This window comes from Gloeocapsopsis crepidinum LEGE 06123 (assembly GCF_015207655.1).
Classification (GTDB): domain Bacteria; phylum Cyanobacteriota; class Cyanobacteriia; order Cyanobacteriales; family Chroococcidiopsidaceae; genus Gloeocapsopsis; species Gloeocapsopsis crepidinum.
The window spans coordinates 16,473-34,259 of record NZ_JADEWN010000004.1; the positions used below are offsets into that span (position 1 = coordinate 16,473).

Below are 17,787 nucleotides of genomic sequence, written 5' to 3' on the forward strand. Positions count from 1 at the left end.
CCGTTTAATATTTATGAGGTAATAAAATGCCAGCGATCGCCAAAACCAATGATTTAATCACAGTAATAATTATCTTTGTAGTTGAGCCAGAACAGCAGCAAGAACTAATTGATACTATCATTGAGTTTATTGATAATGCAGTCAAGTATCAACCAGGTTTTGTTTCAGCTAGTCTTCATAAAAGCTTAGATGGCATACGTGTGATGAATTATGCTCAATGGCAAAGTCTTGAAGAATACTACACTTTCCTTGATAATTCAGAAGTACAAGCGCAAGGGAAAAAACTAGCTAATTTTAACCCACCAGATTTGCACATTTTTGAAGTTATTGTTTCGCAACCAGAAAATGCCCCACTTGAAATTAATCAAGGTGATTTAATTCATCTTGCTGAGTTTCGCGTGAAACCAGAAAACCAGCAGCGCCTTGTGGAATTAGAAAAGGAATACATAGGTGTAGCATTACAAAATCCAGGGCTAATCTCTGCTAACTTTCACCGTTCGCTTGATGGTACGCGTACAATGAACTATGGTCAGTGGCGTAGCTTGGAAGATTTTGAATTATTGCTACAAGATCCAAAATACAAACCCTTGAGCGAATATTGGCAGGGTTTAGCTGAAAACGAGTTTCATTTATATGAGGTAGTATTTACTAAATCTACTACCAACTAATAAAAATCACTTTGTTCATAAAAGCTAAGAAATTATGAAAGTAACCTCAGCCTATACTAGACTCCTTGTTACCGATCTTAAAGCTTGCTTACTCTTCTATAAAGATATTATGGAATTTCCAGTCAATATAGAAGATGAAAAAAGTGGCTATGCAGAGTTTCAAGTTGGTGGAATGAAACTCAGTTTATTTAGACGACAAGAAATGGCAGAAATTATCAGAACTACGGACAAACCAACTGAAGCAGAATGTCAAGATAAAGTAGCTTTGATTTTTACTGTGTATGATGTAGACCAAGAATATCACCGTTTATTGCACAAAAACATTAACTTTGTTACAGAACCTATGAATAATACAGATTATAGAATTAAAACATTATATTTCCGAGATCCTGACGGTAATTTGATTGGATTGTATCAGTTTTTAGATTAGAATTTGCTTCTGATTTGCTCAAAGTAATAGTAGAAAACTAAAGTCGTGATGATACGAGTACATCAAACGAGCAATTCAACCTTGAAGAAATAGGTAACGATCGCATTAAAGATTTAAGTGATGGAGTTGTTGCGATCGTGCTTATTGATTACGATAGTGTACATTTTTCTCAAAATTTGTAGATTTGAACAAGCAGTAATGGCAGCAGAAAGATAAAAGCTGGGATAAATTGAGTATAGTAAACAGCTAAAACGAGTTCTATAGATATTGGTCAATATCAACTCTTGCGCGTGCGTAATGAATCCGTAGCACAAGCCCTAAAGTTAACTGCTTCATAATCCAATAAAATATAGTAAGGATAATGAAGATAATAAAAACAACAAAGAGTGGGCGTCGCTCAGTTAAATCATTAACCGTTCTGAGTAGAACACTACCAGGTTCTGTTACTAAATCCCAACTATTAAAGCGGCGAAATCTACCAAGATAAACTCCAACTGCACACAAAACATGGGCGATCAGTTCTCCCCAAATAACAAATTGTCTTGCGCCTTGACGTCTTAAGTAATAACCTTGATTAATCAAAGAAACGACATACGCTTCAAAACCAATAAGCATTGCAAACAGATGCACAGGGATCACAAACAGCGTAATTACCCACGGAGATAGCCCAGGGCGTATTCCGCGAATGAGATGAATAATATCTGTGAGTACATAAGGTGCATTAGGCAGAAAAGCCACAAAAACAATGAAGACTATCCACCACACTAAGGAACGAGAGCGTGTTTTATGCCGAAATAGCCAAAAGCTAAGTGCTAAAGGAATAAAAGCTAAAAATAAGTTCCACAGAATCCAGCCACTGTAGATTGCGTCAAAAGCACGTACTAGTTGGGTGGATAATTCAGTAAATACCCTGTTTGCAAAAATGTGAGTTTCCATCCTAACTGTAATAGTCTAATCTTGTTTTTCCTAGATTAACCTCTATTTAAAACGGTTCCATGAAATTAAGATGCAGTTACTGAACAAAGATGAAGTCTCATGCCAACATTACGTTGGTAGAACCCTGCAATAAGCTGATCGCATCATTACCAAAGAATATTGCACTATATTTGTCCTTACCTGTTCCCCAGTCAAAACACCAACTTCTGTACCACCGCGATCGCCCATGAGGATATCGTTTCCTGCCCTAGCGATCGCATTTCCATCGTGACTCTAAATACGTTGCCCTACATCAATTCTCGCGCATTCTGGCATATCTAACGTCAGTTCGGGATAAGAAAAGGAGGGGGCAAGTAAGCTGAAATTAAGTTAAACCATTCAGCGCCCCGTCCTATGTCTAGTTTAGAAGCATTGTTTTGTGAGGTCGATGATTTTTGCACATATTTTGAACCTCAGTGGCATAGGCAACTACTGGGTCATGGCTTACAAACTCGTAAACGAGCAAGATGTTTATGTCTAAGTGAGATGATGACAATTCTGATAGCTTTTCATCAGCATCACTATCGTAATTTCAAACACTATTACATCAATTGTGTGAGCATCTACTGGCGAAAGGAATTTCCTCGGCTGCCCAGCTACCAAAGGTTTGTTGAATGGATGCCTTCTACCTTAATTCCCTTATGTGTCTATCTAACCCATTGTTTTGGTAAATGTACAGGCATTAGTTTCATCGATGCTACCAGCGTTAAAGTCTGCCACAATCGATAGTAATACAGTTGCTATAAACTAGCAGTGCAGAGGTATATAAAAAAAACTTAAACTACTATTTTGATAGTGATTTTCTGAAAAATAGTACAAAGATAACTAGATTTTAATAACTGTATAATAATATTTAAAATAGCATAAAATTGCAAGCAGATCAAACCATGCAAGCTCGTTAATTGATTGAGAATATTTCCTATATTTTTCTGATACTTCAAACAACTTAACATACATTATACTTATCAAATTTGCCACCAATCCAAAACTTTCTACATTTACAGTCTTTGTCAGCAACAAACTCTAGGTAGTAGTGTTTTCAGCTACAGTCTGTGTGTTGTTAGTAGTCAAAAATGGTGATTTAGACAACAGTAGATTACTTGTGCTTGCTACTGTTGGTTGTGACTGAGATATGACTCGAATTATTGTCTGCGGCTTAGAACGCACGGGCTACAAAATCTTTTGTTTACTCAGACAACAAGGAGCAAGTGTCGTTGGCATTCATCATCAACTGATTCCCAAAGAAGAAACGATTATTGTGGGGGATCTCCAAGCAGCAACAACTTTACAGGCTGCAGGAATTGAAACCGCCCAAACATTAGTACTGGCAAACAGTGATGATGCTTTGAATTTGGCAATTCTGATTCAAGCACGAGTACTCAATCCGCGAATTCGGATTATCAATCGTTTATTTAATGCTAACTTAGGCGATCGCCTCGACCACACCTTACCGGATCACGTCAGTATGAGTGTTTCCGGTTTAGCCGCACCGGTATTTTACTTTGCCGCTTTAGGAAATCGCGCGATCGGACAACTTAAACTATTTAATCAAACTTGGCCTATCCAAGAAGAATATATTCACGAGCACCATCCGTGGCGCGGGCGATTGTTGAGTAATTTATGGGACGATCGCACTCGGATGTTGATTTACTATTTACCTGTACGAGGTGAAATTGATCTTGTCTGTGCAGTCAGTTCAAGGCAACAGTTGCAAGTAGGCGATCGCCTACTTGTTGGTACGCAACCGAATATCCGTACCATGCGAAAGTCAGCAATTTCTAAACTACTAAAAGTACTCACTAACTTACGTCAATTTCGCCAACATGGACAATCTTTAATGATTGTGACGTTAGTCCTGCTCGTAACTATCTTTACTGCCACACTCACTTATATTTGTTTTGATTTAAACACTTCGATTATTGATGCTTTATATTTTTCGGTTGGTATGATCACAGGTGCTGGTGGCAAAGAAGAAGTTGTCGAAAAAGCACCTGATAGTATCAAAGTGTTTACAGCATTCATGATGTTAATTGGCGCAGGTATTATTGGGATTTGTTACGCGTTACTCAATGATTTTGTCTTAGGCACGCGCTTCAAACAGTTTTGGGATGCGGCACGAGTTCCCCAACGCAATCATTACATCGTCTGCGGTTTAGGTGGAATTGGCGTGCAAGTTGTGCAACAATTCCATGCGAGTGGGCATGAAGTCGTCATTATCGAACGCGATTCTAACAACAGATTTCTCAATACTGCTCGTGGATTAGGTATTCCAGTTATTCAAGGTGATGTTAGCTTGCCTGAAACATTACAAGCTGCGAATCTTAAATCAGCAGGCGCTTTGTTAATTGTGACAAGTAACGATGCAGTTAACTTAGAAATTGCCCTTAATGCTAAAACATTAACACCAAGTATTCCCGCGATCGTTCGCTATGAACATCCAGACTTTGCCCATATGGCACAACAAGTCTTTGAGTTCGAGGCGGTGTTGAGTCCAGCTGAACTTGCAGCCCCTGCTTTTGCCGCCGCAGCGTTAGGTGGACGCATCTTAGGTAATGGCATCACTGCAGATAGCCTTTGGGTAGCTTTGGCAACTTTAATCACACCTTCGCATCCTTTTTGCGGTCAGCGCGTTAAAGAAACTGCAATGCAATCTGATTTCGTTCCGTTATATATTGAAACTAACTGCCAAACGATCCACGGCTGGGATTTATTAGACACATATTTGAGCGCAGGAGATGTATTGTATCTTACTATGCCTGCAAATCGGTTAGATCAGTTGTGGCGGGCTGTACCTTCTCAAATTATGGTGAGTTGAGAGTAATTCATTTATTCATGCGGTACGCGAGAGATACTAACGACTGCTAGTAAAATCAAACTACCTCCCAATCCTTGTGAAACTAAAAGTCGCTCTCCTAGTATTAAGTAAGCGCTGATAACTCCGAAAACAGGAGTCAATGTTAAGTAAAGCGAAAGTCTACTTGCAGGTAAATAACGCACAGCAGCTAGGTAAAGTAAAAATGCTAATCCATATCCAAATGCTCCTGATGTAACAGCAATAAGTAAGCTACCCCACATTGCAGGTACAAACTCAAAAGACTCTAGACCTAAAAACAATGCGCCTAATAGCATTATCATAAAGAGGATGAGAGCAACGGATTGCTGAATTGCCGCCAATGCTACAAGATGTAAACGTTGAACTGAACGAGCAGCCGTAACTGCATAAAGTGAAGCAAACAAAACACTGAGACAAACAAGCAAATCTCCCCAGATTGATCCTTGACCGATTGAAGTTGCATTAGGAATAGAAATAAACGCAACCCCCACACAAGCTAATAATCCTAACCCAATCAGAGGAAAATTAATGCGTTCGCGCAGAATTAACCATGACAGGGCAATGGTAACAATAGGTTCAGTTGTGTTGATGAATGTGGAATTACTGGCTGTTGTCAACGATAGTCCAAACACAGCAAAAACGTAAGATAATCCTGGTTCGAGCAGTCCTATTAAGCTCAATTTGAGTGTATTCCACTCTAAAGGAACTTGGATGCCTTGGAAGATAATGATTGTCCAGAGAACAAGCACGCTAGAAGCAGTTTGAATGCACAACAAGGTAAATGGCGGTATTTGTTCTAATGCTCCTTTAGTTAACACAATGGTTAAACCATAAATTGCCGCGGCTAATATGATTAAGTACGTTCCTTCAGGAAGATCAGGCAAACGTTTAAAGCCGCGCAGCGATTCGGTCATAAGATTTACAGTTTATCTTTAACAAGGTTTGTATTGTTTAGCTGTAACTCAACGATGATAGCTAAGAAGCTTGAGAATGATATGCTTTGAGCAATTAAAGCACGGTTTGTATAGGCAACTGTTGCAATATTACCCACATCCGTGCAGCATAGGTACAGACAGTAGTATTTATTTCAATGCTTCCCAGCTAGAAATACCTAAAAATAGTTAACTAGTTGTAAGGCTTGGTTGTAATAGCTACAGACTCTACAATATACAGAATTGCTTTCGATATACCAGCAATATTAACTACAGTAAGACTTTTCAAATTTAATATCATAACCTTAACTCCTTTATCCCAACAGCGATCGCGTTTCACTTATTGAGCCGGAATTTTGGTTTATTTGTGATGATTCAAGTAGGGTTGATAGTGTTTCTATCTAAGTTGTGAACATCTGGTTGAAATGGCTAATTTATGGCTATTAGCTAACAAGTTGTGACATTCAAGCTGCTTCCATCTCGGCAATACATTGCTGTAGTAGATGCTGCATCTTATCAGCATCGGCATGATGTCTGCGCCCATGACCTGGTAATACCCACTCAAAAGCGTATTTTGTCAACTTCCGCATCGATTTAATTTGTTCTGACCAAGAATACCAGCAAACATCGCGCCAAGCAACGAGTGAATTGCGATGATCTGACCAAGCCAGGTGATCTCCAGTAAAGAGAAACTTTTTGTAGAGCACAACTGTGTGTCCTCTAGTATGTCCAGGAACAGGGATAATCAGTAAATTTGAATTAAGTTGAAATAGTTGTGAACCTGTCAGTTGAATTTCGACTTCGTTGCGAGTGCTGGAAGTCATATCGTCACGATGGAGAATGCGATCGCACTGAAAATACTCGCGGTACTTCTGATGATCGGCAACATCATCTTTGTGTGTGAGACATAAGTAGCGAATTCCTCCCATTTTCTCAATTTGCTTCACCAATGGCAGTGTAAACCGAGGTGAATCAACCATAACATTACCTTCAGGACGGACAATCAAGTAACTTGCGGCGCCGTAGGAATTTTCAGCATGGTAGCCGCAGTGATAAACATTCTCGGCGACTGGAATGGGAAAGCTTTGTTGCGCTTCTTTAATATCGTGTGGCTTCTCGATTGTCCCAATCGAACTTGTCGGACACGCTAAAAGTGCTTGCAATGATCGCAGTCGCTCGCCTTTATTCGCTGGCTGATGATAAACTGCTGACTGTCCTCCTACACGATTAAATACCTCTGGAGTCATCCAACGGCAAGTATCGCAATCAATACAGGTGCTATCAACGTAAAAGTCTCCACTCACATTTTGCGGGTGACGCTGATTTAAGTGAGCCATAAGTGAACCTCTAGGACGTAGTGAGATAGTAAAATCACTGTTTATTCCTAAGCTAGCGCACTTGACATCAGCTTGCCTTTTTGCTAAGGAGCTAAGTCGGGAAACACCTGTTGTACTGCCGGATGTACAAGACGATGACTTTGGACGTTCACACCCGCTGCTAAAGCTGGATTCGTTTGCATCGCTTGCATTCCCAAGTTAGCTAACTGCACGATATAAGGTAAAGTACTATTATTCAACGCTTGTGTTGCTGTCCACGGTACGGCTCCTGGCATATTAGGGACACCGTAGTGAACTACCCCTGCTTCAATATATGTAGGCTTGGTATGACTCGTCGCGTGTAATGTTTCAATACAACCACCTTGGTCAACTGCCACATCGACAATTACTGAACCTGGACGCATTTGTCCAACCAATGCACGACTAACAAGAATCGGCGCTCGTCGTCCAGGAACTAAAACAGCGCCAATAAGGAGATCTGCCTCTGGCACGACGGCATCAACTTGCGCAGAATTACTATAAAGTAACTCAACTCTAGAGCCAAATAGTGTTTCTAAGTAAGATAATCGTTCGACATTGACATCTAAGATTTGAACAGTAGCACCCATGCCGACTGCGATTCGTGCTGCTTCTGTACCGACAACTCCACCACCTAAAACAACAACTCTTCCAGATCGGACACCAGGGACACCACCTAATAAAACACCGCGCCCTCCTTGTTGACGTTCCAAAAACCGAGCGCCAAACTGTACAGATAAGCGCCCAGCAATAATGCTCATGGGTATGAGAAGTGGTAGTTTATTTGTGCTACTCGCGACTTCTACAGTTTCGTAGGCGATCGCTGTTACCCCACAATCAATTAAATGCTCTGTTAAAGCTTTATCAGCTGCTAAATGCAAATAGGTGAATAGCAGTTGTCCTTTTTGTAAAAATTGATATTCTGGCTGTAGCGGTTCTTTAACTTTAATAACAAGTTCTCGATTCCAAGCATTTTTAGCAGTAGAAACAATTTCTGCCCCAACTTGGCGATAATCCTCGTCTGTAAACCCAGCGCCAACACCTGCTTGTGATTCTACAAAAATATTGTGACCATTCTCTTTAAGAACTCGCACGCTACTCGGACTCAAGCCCACCCTAAACTCTTGATCCTTTGTTTCTTTAGGAACGCCAATTTCCATTTTTTATGATTTTCTTCTACATCTGTTTTTAGCTTAAGCGCGTCCGCTGCAAGTGGCGAGATAGCGAGTGTAATCTCATATACTACGTCAATCTCCTGCATAGACTAGTACCTGTCTTCGGATACCACTTTTGACAAGTCACTTTGTACGATATAGTAAAGAAATGTAAATAAAACGTAATTTTGGGTACAATCTAATCTGAATTCTTATAGAAGCTCCTAGCCAATTTCCTTAAAATTTAGAGGTTTAGCAAATGACAACTCAGCCACAACCTACAACGACTCCTAGCTTAGAGGAACCTAAGTTTGGATTTAATGAGTATGCCGAACGCTTGAATGGCAGAGCAGCAATGATTGGATTTCTCATTCTAGTTGTGATTGAATACCTGACAGGTAAAGGCGTGCTTGCTTGGCTTGGGCTAAGATAGAGTAGAAGAGAGTTTGATATAAATACTGAGGTCAACAGCAAGCTAGCAAAGCTGCCAAGAAAAGACCTATTCAGCTCTAACATAGTTTGCGGATCTCAGTCCAGACTCACAGTGTACCTTGATAATGATTCTGCCCAGATCAATTGCTGTCTTGTACATAAAAAATGCAAATTGCGTAAAGACATCTGCAAGTCTGGAAAGTAGGTCTTAAGATGATAGGTAACTTGAGATAATAGCTGAGCCAAAGAATATATTAATTTTGTGATGAACGCAGCAATACCGAAGTTGTTATCTGCATACCGTAAAGAGCCGTTACCCAGTGTATTAGTGACTATGGGAGCGGTGGACGCTGTTATTGGCGGACTAGGCGATCGCTGGTCTTTGTTTACGTTTGGGTTAGTCACTGTGAGTATGGCTATTGGTCTGCGTTGGTGGTTATTGCAGCAGCGCCGTCCTTACCCAACAGAAGAAATTGCTACACCGCGCTATTTGCCGCCTAGTAGTTCGCATCAAGCACTACCCGTTTTAAAGGTATCTAAACGCCCACCACGATAGAAACCACTTCGTGCTTCCTAAGGCTTTTCTAATAACTAGTTAGCTATTAACAAGACACTTATGCTTGTTTTTCTGCTGTTTCAACTAGTTTTTTTAGCTTCATGTAAGCTTCTTCTGGTGTGAGTGGCTCTGATTCCTTTTCATTAGGAATATAGTACTGTCTGTTATCAGGAAAGTGTCGAACAACGAAACTAGGGATTAAGCCTAGCTCCATAGCTTTCTCTCCTAGCATATCAGCAGCTTCTGCCAAACTATATTCATCGTGAATTTTATACTGACTCATATTTTTTGTATTCCTATAAATACCGTATACACCTAGTTAAGCTACTACTTTAAATATAATTTAAATTTCCATTACAGGTTTATCGAAGACGCATTACACTATTTGTTTATGTAAAGCATTGCTGCCAGTCTTTTGATGTTCTTACTGCCAGTTTTAAAAATTCTAAAATGCGCAGCACGTTTTGCACGTATTGTTAGTCCTTGTTGTGGGCTACGTTTAGCTTATCACTAGTCATAAAAACTAAGAAAAATTCAAATTTAAATTTTGACATAACAGATAGATTGCCTGTAGACTCTTTACTTTTTTTAAATCTTAGAATTCGTGGATGTAAAGGCTACTTATTTCTTAGTTAAGGACATATACTAAGATTATTTTTAGTTTTATAGCAAAAGCTATCTCCTATAATAGAGTTAGAAATAATTGTTTAACTAATAGAATTGAGACAACATTTTAAGTGACTCCTGGCAGAAGTACTAAGCTGACTAAATCTCTGGAACGAAAATAACTTAGTTTTAGATATGGGGCATCTCTCTAAAGAATGGTTTTAGGAAAAAATGCATAGTTTCTTAAAAAGGTTGACAAGGCTATAGCACTTTTACGTTAACCATCCACTAGTAGCCCAATATGATTTTGCTGCTTCAAGGGCTAAATATTCAGTTAGGAAAACATCGAGTTTAATTTTGCAAGCTAAGTTACTATTACTGTTGGAGATAGCATGTGAATGTAGATAAATTTGCTCAACAAATCTATTCTCAAATAGAAAGTTTATGTCAGCTAGGTAATGCCCCAGAATGTCAAGAGATGCTACCGATAGCTCTTACAAATCTTGGCATTGTATCAGAGGAATTACAACTGACAGTAGATGAGCTACAGCGGCAGAATGAAGAACTCCTTGCTACGCGAACAGCCCTTGAATTACAAGTTCGCCGTTATCAAGAACTATTTGATTTTGCTCCTGATGGTTATATTGTCATCGATAAGTCTGGCAAGATAGAAGAAGCAAATCGTGCTGCAGCTGAATTGTTTAATGTTCCACAGCGATTCTTAGTGGGCAAACCGCTGATTATTTTTGTTGCAGAAGACGAACGCCAAGCACTTTACAGTAAGTTGATGCAGTTGCAGCAAGGACAATCGCTGGAGTGGGTGGTAAATCTTTGCCCGCGTAATCAGGAACCTATAAAGGTAGTATTAACAGTAGCTATCGTAACAGGTAACGCAGGTAACAATAGTAAAATGCAAGTATGTATTCGCCAGGTGAATGCTGTTCAGGATCAACCTTGCCCAGAGCAAATAGAGCAAGAAGAAACATCAAATGGCGATCGCCGTAAATACGTTTATCTAAAGGGCGAACTGATACCGCTTAAACCACAAATGATTTGGCAAGTCGATCAAGGAATTGTCAAGCTTAGTACTTTGAGTGAAACAGGAGAAGAGGTTGTTGTAGGTTTGGCAGGACCTGGAATGCCCTTTGGAGTTGAGCTAACATCGTTGCACACATATCAAGCTACTGCGCTATCCCAAGTTCAATTACTGTGTTACTCCTTTAATGAACTTGCTGCATCACCGTTGCTGGCTGCTCAAGTATTACCGCGAATTAATCAAAGATTACGGCAATCTGAAGCTTTGTTAGCTATTTTTGGGCAAAGGCGAGTCAAAGATCGTTTTGAGCAGTTACTACAGCTATTAAAACAAGAAATTGGTCAGCCAACTGAGCGAGGAATTCGTTTAAGCGTGCGCTTTACACATCAAGAATTAGCTGAAGCTTGTTCAACGACCCGCGTGACAGTTACGCGATTGTTGGGAAAACTTCAAGATGAGGGTAAAATCTCTATGGATGCCAAAAATCATATTATTCTTAAAGAACAAAGTTTATTCGATAGATTACCCGCACGAGATATCTACACTGTGTAAAAGAAAAACCCCATTGCAGGGGCTTTGCTAGTGACTAATAACTTAAATAGTTTAGTCATTTTTGCAGGTAATACGATCGCCAGTTGATTTAGAGAATGTACAATAACCCAAATAGAACAATCCACACAACATCAACAAAGTGCCAGTAGATTTCTGCAGCTTCTACGCCAAAGTGTTTTTCATTTGAATAGTGACCAGAAACACGCGATCGCCATAGAACAGCTAAAATCGCGACTAGTCCAATAAAAACGTGCAATCCGTGAAAGCCAGTTAGAACATAAAAGGCACTGGCAAATAAATTGGTAGTTAGACCAAATTCTAAATTACTGTACTCGTAAAGCTGTCCAGCCAAGAAGATTGCGCCCATTGCTGCAGTAATTGCTAACCAAGTACGCATTCGAGGCACATCATTTTTCTTGATTGCAGTGTCCGCGTTATGAATCACAAAACTGCTGGAAATTAGAATGATCGTATTAACTCCAGGTAACAAAAGTTCTAATTCTGGTGTTCCTTCGGGAGGCCATGATGGTAGCACAGATCGAAAAGCCAAGTATGCACCAAACATTCCGAAGAAAATCATTCCTTCAGCTACCAGAAACATAATAAGTCCAGTAATACGATGATCTGGATGTTCCTCATGATGCGCTTCAGCTTCAGTGTGATGGTAGTTAAGCGCTGTTTTTGCTGGGTCAATGGTTTGACTTTGCATGATTTAATTTGATAACGAATGTAGGAATAGTAAATTGTGAGCCACCATGAAAACTGATCGCTCACAACTTATCAAGTTATTTGCGGTCTTCAGGGTTAGCAGCAAATTTGGGATCGGGATCAGCACGTAATGCCGAATTAGGACCAGCAGCTAAAGCAGGTTCTCTTTCATCAGAGAGTGGAACTTCCACTTCTTCATCATCAGCATTACTCATACCATAGTCATAAGGTCCTGTTGCTAGCACAGGTAGCTTGTCAAAATTCTCAATTGCTGGTGGTGAAGTCGTCATCCACTCTAAGGTTAATGCTTGCCAAGGGTTATTACCTGCCTTAGAACCATACATCCAACTCCAAATAGCATTGATGATGAACGGAAAAGTAGAAACGGCAAGCAAATAAGAACCCATTGTGCAGATAAAGTTGATTGTTTCAAATTTAGGATCGTATACTGCAATCCGTCGGTTCATGCCCATCATGCCCAACTTGTGCATTGGTAAGAAAGTCAGATTTAAGCCCACAATGGTCAGGGCAAAGTGAACCTTACCCCAAAACTCGTTGAGCATTCGCCCAGTAATCTTAGGAAACCAATGGTAATAACCCGCAAAGATACCTAAAACACTACCTCCAAAGAGAACGTAGTGCAGGTGAGCAACAACAAAATAGGTATCGTGAACGTGAATATCAAAAGGTACAGCAGCTAACATGACGCCGCTAATACCGCCGATAACAAACGTGCCGACAAAACCCATAGCAAACAGCATGGCGCTATTAAGGCGAAGCTTACCACCCCAAACTGTGGCTACCCAGCTAAAAACTTTGATCCCTGTGGGTACAGCGATGATCATTGTTGTGATCATAAAGAACATCCGCAACCAACCAGGAATACCACTAGTAAACATATGGTGCGCCCAGACGATTAAGCCCAAAAAGCTAATTGCCAAACTTGAATAAGCGATCGCTTGATAACCAAAGACTGGTTTGCGGGCGTGTACTGGCAAAATTTCGGAGATCAGCCCGAAGAAGGGCAGAATCATAATGTAAACCGCAGGGTGGGAATAAAACCAGAACATATGCTGGTAAACAATCGGATCTCCACCGCCAGTTGGGTTAAAAAATGTTGTCCCTGCGAGTAGGTCAAACCCTAAGAGAACTAAAGCACCTGCTAGTACAGGAGTAGAAAGCAAAGTAATTGCGGAAGTAGCAATCATTGCCCAACAAAATAAGGGCATTTGATATACCGTCATTCCTGGAATCCGCATTTTCCAGATTGTCACCAGAAAATTGATCGCCCCCAGAATGGAAGAAGTACCTAGCAAGAGGACGCTCATAATCCAAATTGCTTCACCCACCTGTCCTGTCACCAAGCTTAAAGGTGGATAGGACGTCCAGCCTGCATCAGGTGCGTCTCCCACAAGTAAGCTACTGATAAGTAACAAACCAGCAGGTGGAATCATCCAGAACGCGACTGCATTCAAGCGAGGGAATGCCATGTCTTTTGCCCCAATCATTAGGGGAATGAGATAGTTAGCAAACCCAGCCCCCGCAGGTACAATCCACAAGAAAATCATGATTGTCGCGTGGAGTGTAAACAAGCTGTTGTAGACTTCTGGACTTACAAAATCAGTTTCTGGTGTTCTTAATTCTGTGCGTACTAAGTCAGCTAAAACGCCACCAATACAGTAAAAAATAAAAGTTGTGACGAGATATTGAATTCCGATAACTTTGTGATCGGTATTAAAGCTGAAGTAGTCGCGCCACTTTCTTACTCCGTGTTCTTCACTTTGAGCAGGATTAGCGCTTTCTTGTAGCTGTGCTTGTGTCATATCGAAAAAGGAAGTAGGGAGTGGGTAGTAGAGAGTAGGACTTATGAGTCGAACCCCTAACTATCTCTAATGATGAGTGTGGTGGATTTGGTGCAGCATTTCCGGTTGAATTTCTAAATCGCTGATATAGGGAGCTAAAAATTCTGCTGGAGATAAATCAGCCGAGTTGACGGCAACAAGTTGTTGCGAGTCTGTGTTTGCGATCTGCTCTTGCTGCCACTGTTCAAATGCCTCCGGTGTTTCAATGACAAATTGTGTATTCATTGCACCGTGGTATGGACCACAGAGTTCAGCACAGATCAGTTTATACTCACCTACAGTTCTCGGTGTAAATCGAATTTCTGACTGTCTACCAGGAATTGCATCCTGTTTTAGGCGTAATTCTGGTACCCAAAAAGCGTGAATGACATCGTTTGCAGTCATACTAATTTGAACTTCGCGTCCTACCGGAACGTGTAATTCACCACTTGTAATGCCTGTATCAGGATAGGTGAAAATCCAAGCGTATTGTAATCCTGTAACGTTAATCGTTAAAGCTGGGGATGTACCCTCTTGATCCGGACTTGCACCGATGCTGGGAGAAACAACTCCTACACCTGGAGCGTTTTGCCTTTGCGGTATTTGATCGGCGTTGCGAACTTTTGCCGTTGCTGGGTCTTGCATTGCTGCGTCAGACTTCTGTTGATTCAAATTAGAATCTGTATTTGGCGGTGTATCACTCAGTGTTGCTGCGATCGCTGCTCCTGGCATTCTGACTGCTTGCTCTCCTATGGGTGCCTCATGCACACCATGCGGATTGAAGCCACCAATTGAGTTGTAAACATCAAAGCTGTAAATCGCAATTCCAATGACAAGAATTGCCGGTATCGCTGTCCACAAAATTTCTAGTGGTATATTGCCAAAAATGGGTGGTCCGTCAGAATCGTCACCAGGGCGACGACGAAAGCGAACGGCAGAGTAAATTAGGGCACCCTCCACAATCAGAAATAAACCTGTGGAGATGGTCAACATTGCATTGAATAGCCCATCTACCAACTCGGCTTCATCTGATGCTGCTGTTGGCAACAGACCATGATTCTGACCGTACCAAAGGCTAATTATGGTTACGGCTATACCAACGATTAAAGTCCAGATTGATGATGGAATGTTCACGGTTTAGCTATTTTAATGACTTTACTTCTATTGTTAACTCTGCTCATCTACCACGGTAGTGTAGAGACAAACTACCGTCGAGAAAATCAAGGTTATTTTTACTAATTTCTTTGGGATCGCTTAATTTAGATTTATCTAGCGTGCTTCTCTAGTATTACCTGTGACAGATGTTAAGCAAAGTAAATTGTGCTACCTAATGGGCATCATTGATATAACAGTGGTCAGGGGATGCGCTTTTCTCAGACCTACAGTTCAGGAGTTAGAGGTCAGGTTAAAAGTCAGTTAGAGTAACGGTTCTGAGCCTCTATAATGTCTTAATGATGATTGACCACATTGCTACATAAGCAAACTCTAACAATAATATTTGAGTGATAGTCAATGTAACTTAAAAGTTGGAGATCTAGTAACGTGGAAGTTCTGATTTCCCATAGCTCATTTTCTGTTGGGAATGCGCTAGCGTGGAAATGAGCAAATAATCACAAAAACATTAACTTTGATAGCTCTCAAACAGGCAGAAGGTATCGTTCATGACCGAATCCGTCCTGCATCAACAAACTGTAACGAGTGGCGAACAATCCCAGCCAAAAGAACGAATCCGGCGGCTCGTATGGAAAATTGCGATCGCGACCTTGATTTTGATGGCAATCGGTAGTGCCACTCGCGTGACGAATGCTGGGCTGGCTTGCCCAGACTGGCCTTTGTGCTATGGTGAGCTTGTCCCAGCAAAGCAAATGAATTTTCAAGTATTCCTCGAATGGTTTCATCGTTTAGACGCAGCTATGGTAGGGTTGGGAGCAATCGTATTAGCGAGTTTGTCTTGGTGGAACCGTCGAATATTACCGCAGTGGTTGCCTTGGGCGGCAACTTTTGCACTTGGCTTAGTTGTCTTTCAAGGTGTTTTAGGTGGCTTGACTGTCACAGAGCTTTTACGTTTTGATATTGTGACTGCTCATTTGGGCACAGCCCTGCTGTTTTTTGTGACACTACTTGTAATTGGCACAGCATTAGTACCCTATCAGGGAACTGGTACAGCAGGTAATCTTCCTTGGATAGGTTTGATTGCAGCTAGTCTTGTTTATTTACAAAGCCTGATGGGTGCTTTAGTAGCTTCTCGCTGGGCGCTGCATCAGTGTTTTGCGGGTAATGCTCTGTGTAACGTCATGTATAGTCACATTGCTGGCGTCGTTCCGCCAACTTTGGCAATTGTTACTGTTGTCTTTTTTGCTTGGCGGACTCCTGCATTACATCCAGCGTTAAGACAACTCGCAAATATGGCAGGTGGGCTGCTGGTTCTCCAAGTGTTGTTGGGTATAGCGACATTCCGCTTGCACCTACAAGTAGAGCCACTCACAGTAGCACACCAAGTAGTTGGTGCAGTTTTACTGGGAACGCTAGTTGCTTTTACTGTATTGGGATTACGCGATCGCACAACAGCTATTATCGCAATTCCTACAACCGAATCATCAAATTGATAAAGTTGCAGCCAATACAAAAATCGAGCGTAAATGACAATTTAATTTTGTTGATCAAGAGCAGATTCTGTTCGCGAGTTAGCTCATCCTTTGGCTGTATGTTGTTTCAAATATTAAGGAACTGGTGCAAATATGATTGAGACGAGTGTCTCACGCCATCATCAAAACTTTTTTCAAGTTATTCAAAGCTACTACCAACTGACAAAGCCAAGGATCATTCCACTTTTATTAATCACAACTGCTGCGAGTATGTGGATTGCTTCTGATGGTAAAGTCGATCCAGTTTTACTTGTAGCAACTTTGAGTGGCGGTACTTTTGCGGCTGGTGCAGCACAAACAATCAACTGTATTTACGATCGCGACATTGATTATGATATGGAACGCACTCGCCACCGTCCAATACCCTCAGGACGAGTGCAATCTCGTGATGCAATGATTTTTGCGATCGCACTTGCTACTATATCTTTTACTTTACTTACAGTATTTGCTAACCTGCTCAGTGCACTCTTAGCCATGTCTGGCATTGTGTTCTATGTCGGTATCTATACGCACTTACTTAAACGTCATACCACACAGAATATTGTTATTGGTGGCGCGGCAGGAGCCATTCCAGCACTTGTAGGCTGGGCAGCTTGTACAGGTTCGTTAAGTTTGCCAGCTTGGGTACTGTTTGCGATCGTCTTTGTGTGGACGCCACCACACTTTTGGGCATTGGCACTGATGATCCGCGACGATTATGCCAAAGTGGGAGTCCCTATGTTACCTGTTGTTGCCGGAAATACAGCAACAACTTGGCAGATTTGGTTGTATACCTTGATTTTGATTCCTACTACACTGTTACTTGTTTATCCGTTGAACGTTTCAGGGCTGTTCTATGCCGTTGTGGCGTTAATCCTGGGAAGTCTCTTTGTTAAAAAAGCTTGGGCATTGTTACACGATCCGAGCAATCAACAACAAGCGCGATCGCTTTTCCTCTACTCAATTCTTTACATGATGTTATTGTGTGCTGGCATGATGATTGATAGCTTACCAATTACACATCAAGTTACTACCGCAGTGATGGCTTTGGTCGCACACTAACAATAAGGTGGGCTTTCGCCCAC

At 41.1% G+C, this 17,787-nt stretch carries 16 protein-coding genes and 1 pseudogene; 9 read left to right on the forward strand and 8 right to left on the reverse strand.

From position 1 onward, the window contains the following. The first annotated feature begins 26 nt into the window (after positions 1–26). Positions 27–668 carry an antibiotic biosynthesis monooxygenase family protein gene (locus IQ230_RS02290; RefSeq protein WP_193930406.1) on the forward strand — a complete coding sequence of 214 codons (642 nt, stop codon included), beginning with the start codon at positions 27–29 and terminating at the stop codon, positions 666–668. A 34-nt stretch (positions 669–702) separates the two neighbouring features. Further along, a complete protein-coding gene (locus IQ230_RS02295; protein WP_193930408.1) occupies positions 703–1,098 on the forward strand; it encodes a VOC family protein in 396 nt (131 codons plus the stop codon). Between the two features lie 258 nt (positions 1,099–1,356). On the opposite strand, the gene IQ230_RS02300 is transcribed toward IQ230_RS02295, so the two are convergent. Continuing rightward, positions 1,357–2,034, reverse strand: coding sequence for a DUF1361 domain-containing protein (locus IQ230_RS02300; RefSeq protein WP_228054515.1), 678 nt, complete (start codon positions 2,032–2,034; stop codon positions 1,357–1,359). Positions 2,035–2,427: 393 nt separating this feature from the next. On the opposite strand from IQ230_RS02300, the pseudogene IQ230_RS26355 reads away from it, so the two are divergent. Further along, positions 2,428–2,799: pseudogene (locus IQ230_RS26355) on the forward strand (IS982 family transposase); the annotation flags it as partial. A 406-nt stretch (positions 2,800–3,205) separates the two neighbouring features. Next, the gene (locus IQ230_RS02310) at positions 3,206–4,888 is read left to right on the forward strand and encodes a potassium channel family protein (protein WP_193930412.1); all 1,683 of its coding nucleotides are present in this window, start codon (positions 3,206–3,208) and stop codon (positions 4,886–4,888) included. 11 nt (positions 4,889–4,899) lie between these two features. Here the strand turns inward: IQ230_RS02310 and IQ230_RS02315 are convergent, their stop codons facing one another. The 3 genes from IQ230_RS02315 to ald form a co-directional block, all read right to left on the reverse strand. Beyond that, the gene (locus IQ230_RS02315; protein ID WP_193930414.1) at positions 4,900–5,820 is read right to left on the reverse strand and encodes a DMT family transporter; all 921 of its coding nucleotides are present in this window, start codon (positions 5,818–5,820) and stop codon (positions 4,900–4,902) included. A 482-nt stretch (positions 5,821–6,302) separates the two neighbouring features. Continuing rightward, on the reverse strand, positions 6,303–7,175 hold the full coding sequence (locus IQ230_RS02320; RefSeq protein WP_193930416.1) for an MBL fold metallo-hydrolase: 873 nt from the start codon (positions 7,173–7,175) through the stop codon (positions 6,303–6,305). An 83-nt stretch (positions 7,176–7,258) separates the two neighbouring features. Beyond that, complete coding sequence (gene ald, locus IQ230_RS02325; protein WP_193930417.1) at positions 7,259–8,353, reverse strand: alanine dehydrogenase; 1,095 nt, start codon at positions 8,351–8,353, stop codon at positions 7,259–7,261. Positions 8,354–8,606: 253 nt separating this feature from the next. On the opposite strand from ald, the gene IQ230_RS02330 reads away from it, so the two are divergent. Both IQ230_RS02330 and IQ230_RS02335 read left to right on the forward strand, forming a co-directional pair. Further along, the gene (locus IQ230_RS02330) at positions 8,607–8,780 is read left to right on the forward strand and encodes a chlorophyll a/b-binding protein (RefSeq protein WP_099702202.1); all 174 of its coding nucleotides are present in this window, start codon (positions 8,607–8,609) and stop codon (positions 8,778–8,780) included. Between the two features lie 264 nt (positions 8,781–9,044). Next, a complete protein-coding gene (locus tag IQ230_RS02335) occupies positions 9,045–9,335 on the forward strand; it encodes a hypothetical protein (RefSeq protein ID WP_193930419.1) in 291 nt (96 codons plus the stop codon). A 58-nt stretch (positions 9,336–9,393) separates the two neighbouring features. On the opposite strand, the gene IQ230_RS02340 is transcribed toward IQ230_RS02335, so the two are convergent. Continuing rightward, positions 9,394–9,618 (reverse strand): hypothetical protein, encoded by a 225-nt coding sequence (locus IQ230_RS02340; RefSeq protein ID WP_193930421.1) that lies wholly within the window; start codon positions 9,616–9,618, stop codon positions 9,394–9,396. Positions 9,619–10,335: 717 nt separating this feature from the next. Here IQ230_RS02340 and IQ230_RS02345 point away from each other — a divergent pair. Next, a complete protein-coding gene (locus IQ230_RS02345) occupies positions 10,336–11,529 on the forward strand; it encodes a PAS domain-containing protein (RefSeq protein ID WP_193930423.1) in 1,194 nt (397 codons plus the stop codon). 88 nt (positions 11,530–11,617) lie between these two features. Here the strand turns inward: IQ230_RS02345 and IQ230_RS02350 are convergent, their stop codons facing one another. The 3 genes from IQ230_RS02350 to IQ230_RS02360 form a co-directional block, all read right to left on the reverse strand. Further along, a complete protein-coding gene (locus tag IQ230_RS02350; protein WP_193930425.1) occupies positions 11,618–12,238 on the reverse strand; it encodes a cytochrome c oxidase subunit 3 in 621 nt (206 codons plus the stop codon). A gap of 76 nt (positions 12,239–12,314) precedes the next feature. Further along, positions 12,315–14,060 (reverse strand): cytochrome c oxidase subunit I, encoded by a 1,746-nt coding sequence (gene ctaD, locus IQ230_RS02355; protein ID WP_193930427.1) that lies wholly within the window; start codon positions 14,058–14,060, stop codon positions 12,315–12,317. A 66-nt stretch (positions 14,061–14,126) separates the two neighbouring features. Further along, on the reverse strand, positions 14,127–15,212 hold the full coding sequence (locus IQ230_RS02360; protein WP_193930429.1) for a cytochrome c oxidase subunit II: 1,086 nt from the start codon (positions 15,210–15,212) through the stop codon (positions 14,127–14,129). A 527-nt stretch (positions 15,213–15,739) separates the two neighbouring features. On the opposite strand from IQ230_RS02360, the gene IQ230_RS02365 reads away from it, so the two are divergent. Both IQ230_RS02365 and IQ230_RS02370 read left to right on the forward strand, forming a co-directional pair. Then, positions 15,740–16,684, forward strand: a complete 945-nt coding sequence (locus tag IQ230_RS02365) for a COX15/CtaA family protein (RefSeq protein ID WP_193930431.1) — start codon at positions 15,740–15,742, stop codon at positions 16,682–16,684. Between the two features lie 132 nt (positions 16,685–16,816). Then, positions 16,817–17,764, forward strand: coding sequence for a heme o synthase (locus IQ230_RS02370; RefSeq protein WP_193930433.1), 948 nt, complete (start codon positions 16,817–16,819; stop codon positions 17,762–17,764). The last annotated feature ends 23 nt before the right edge of the window (positions 17,765–17,787 follow it).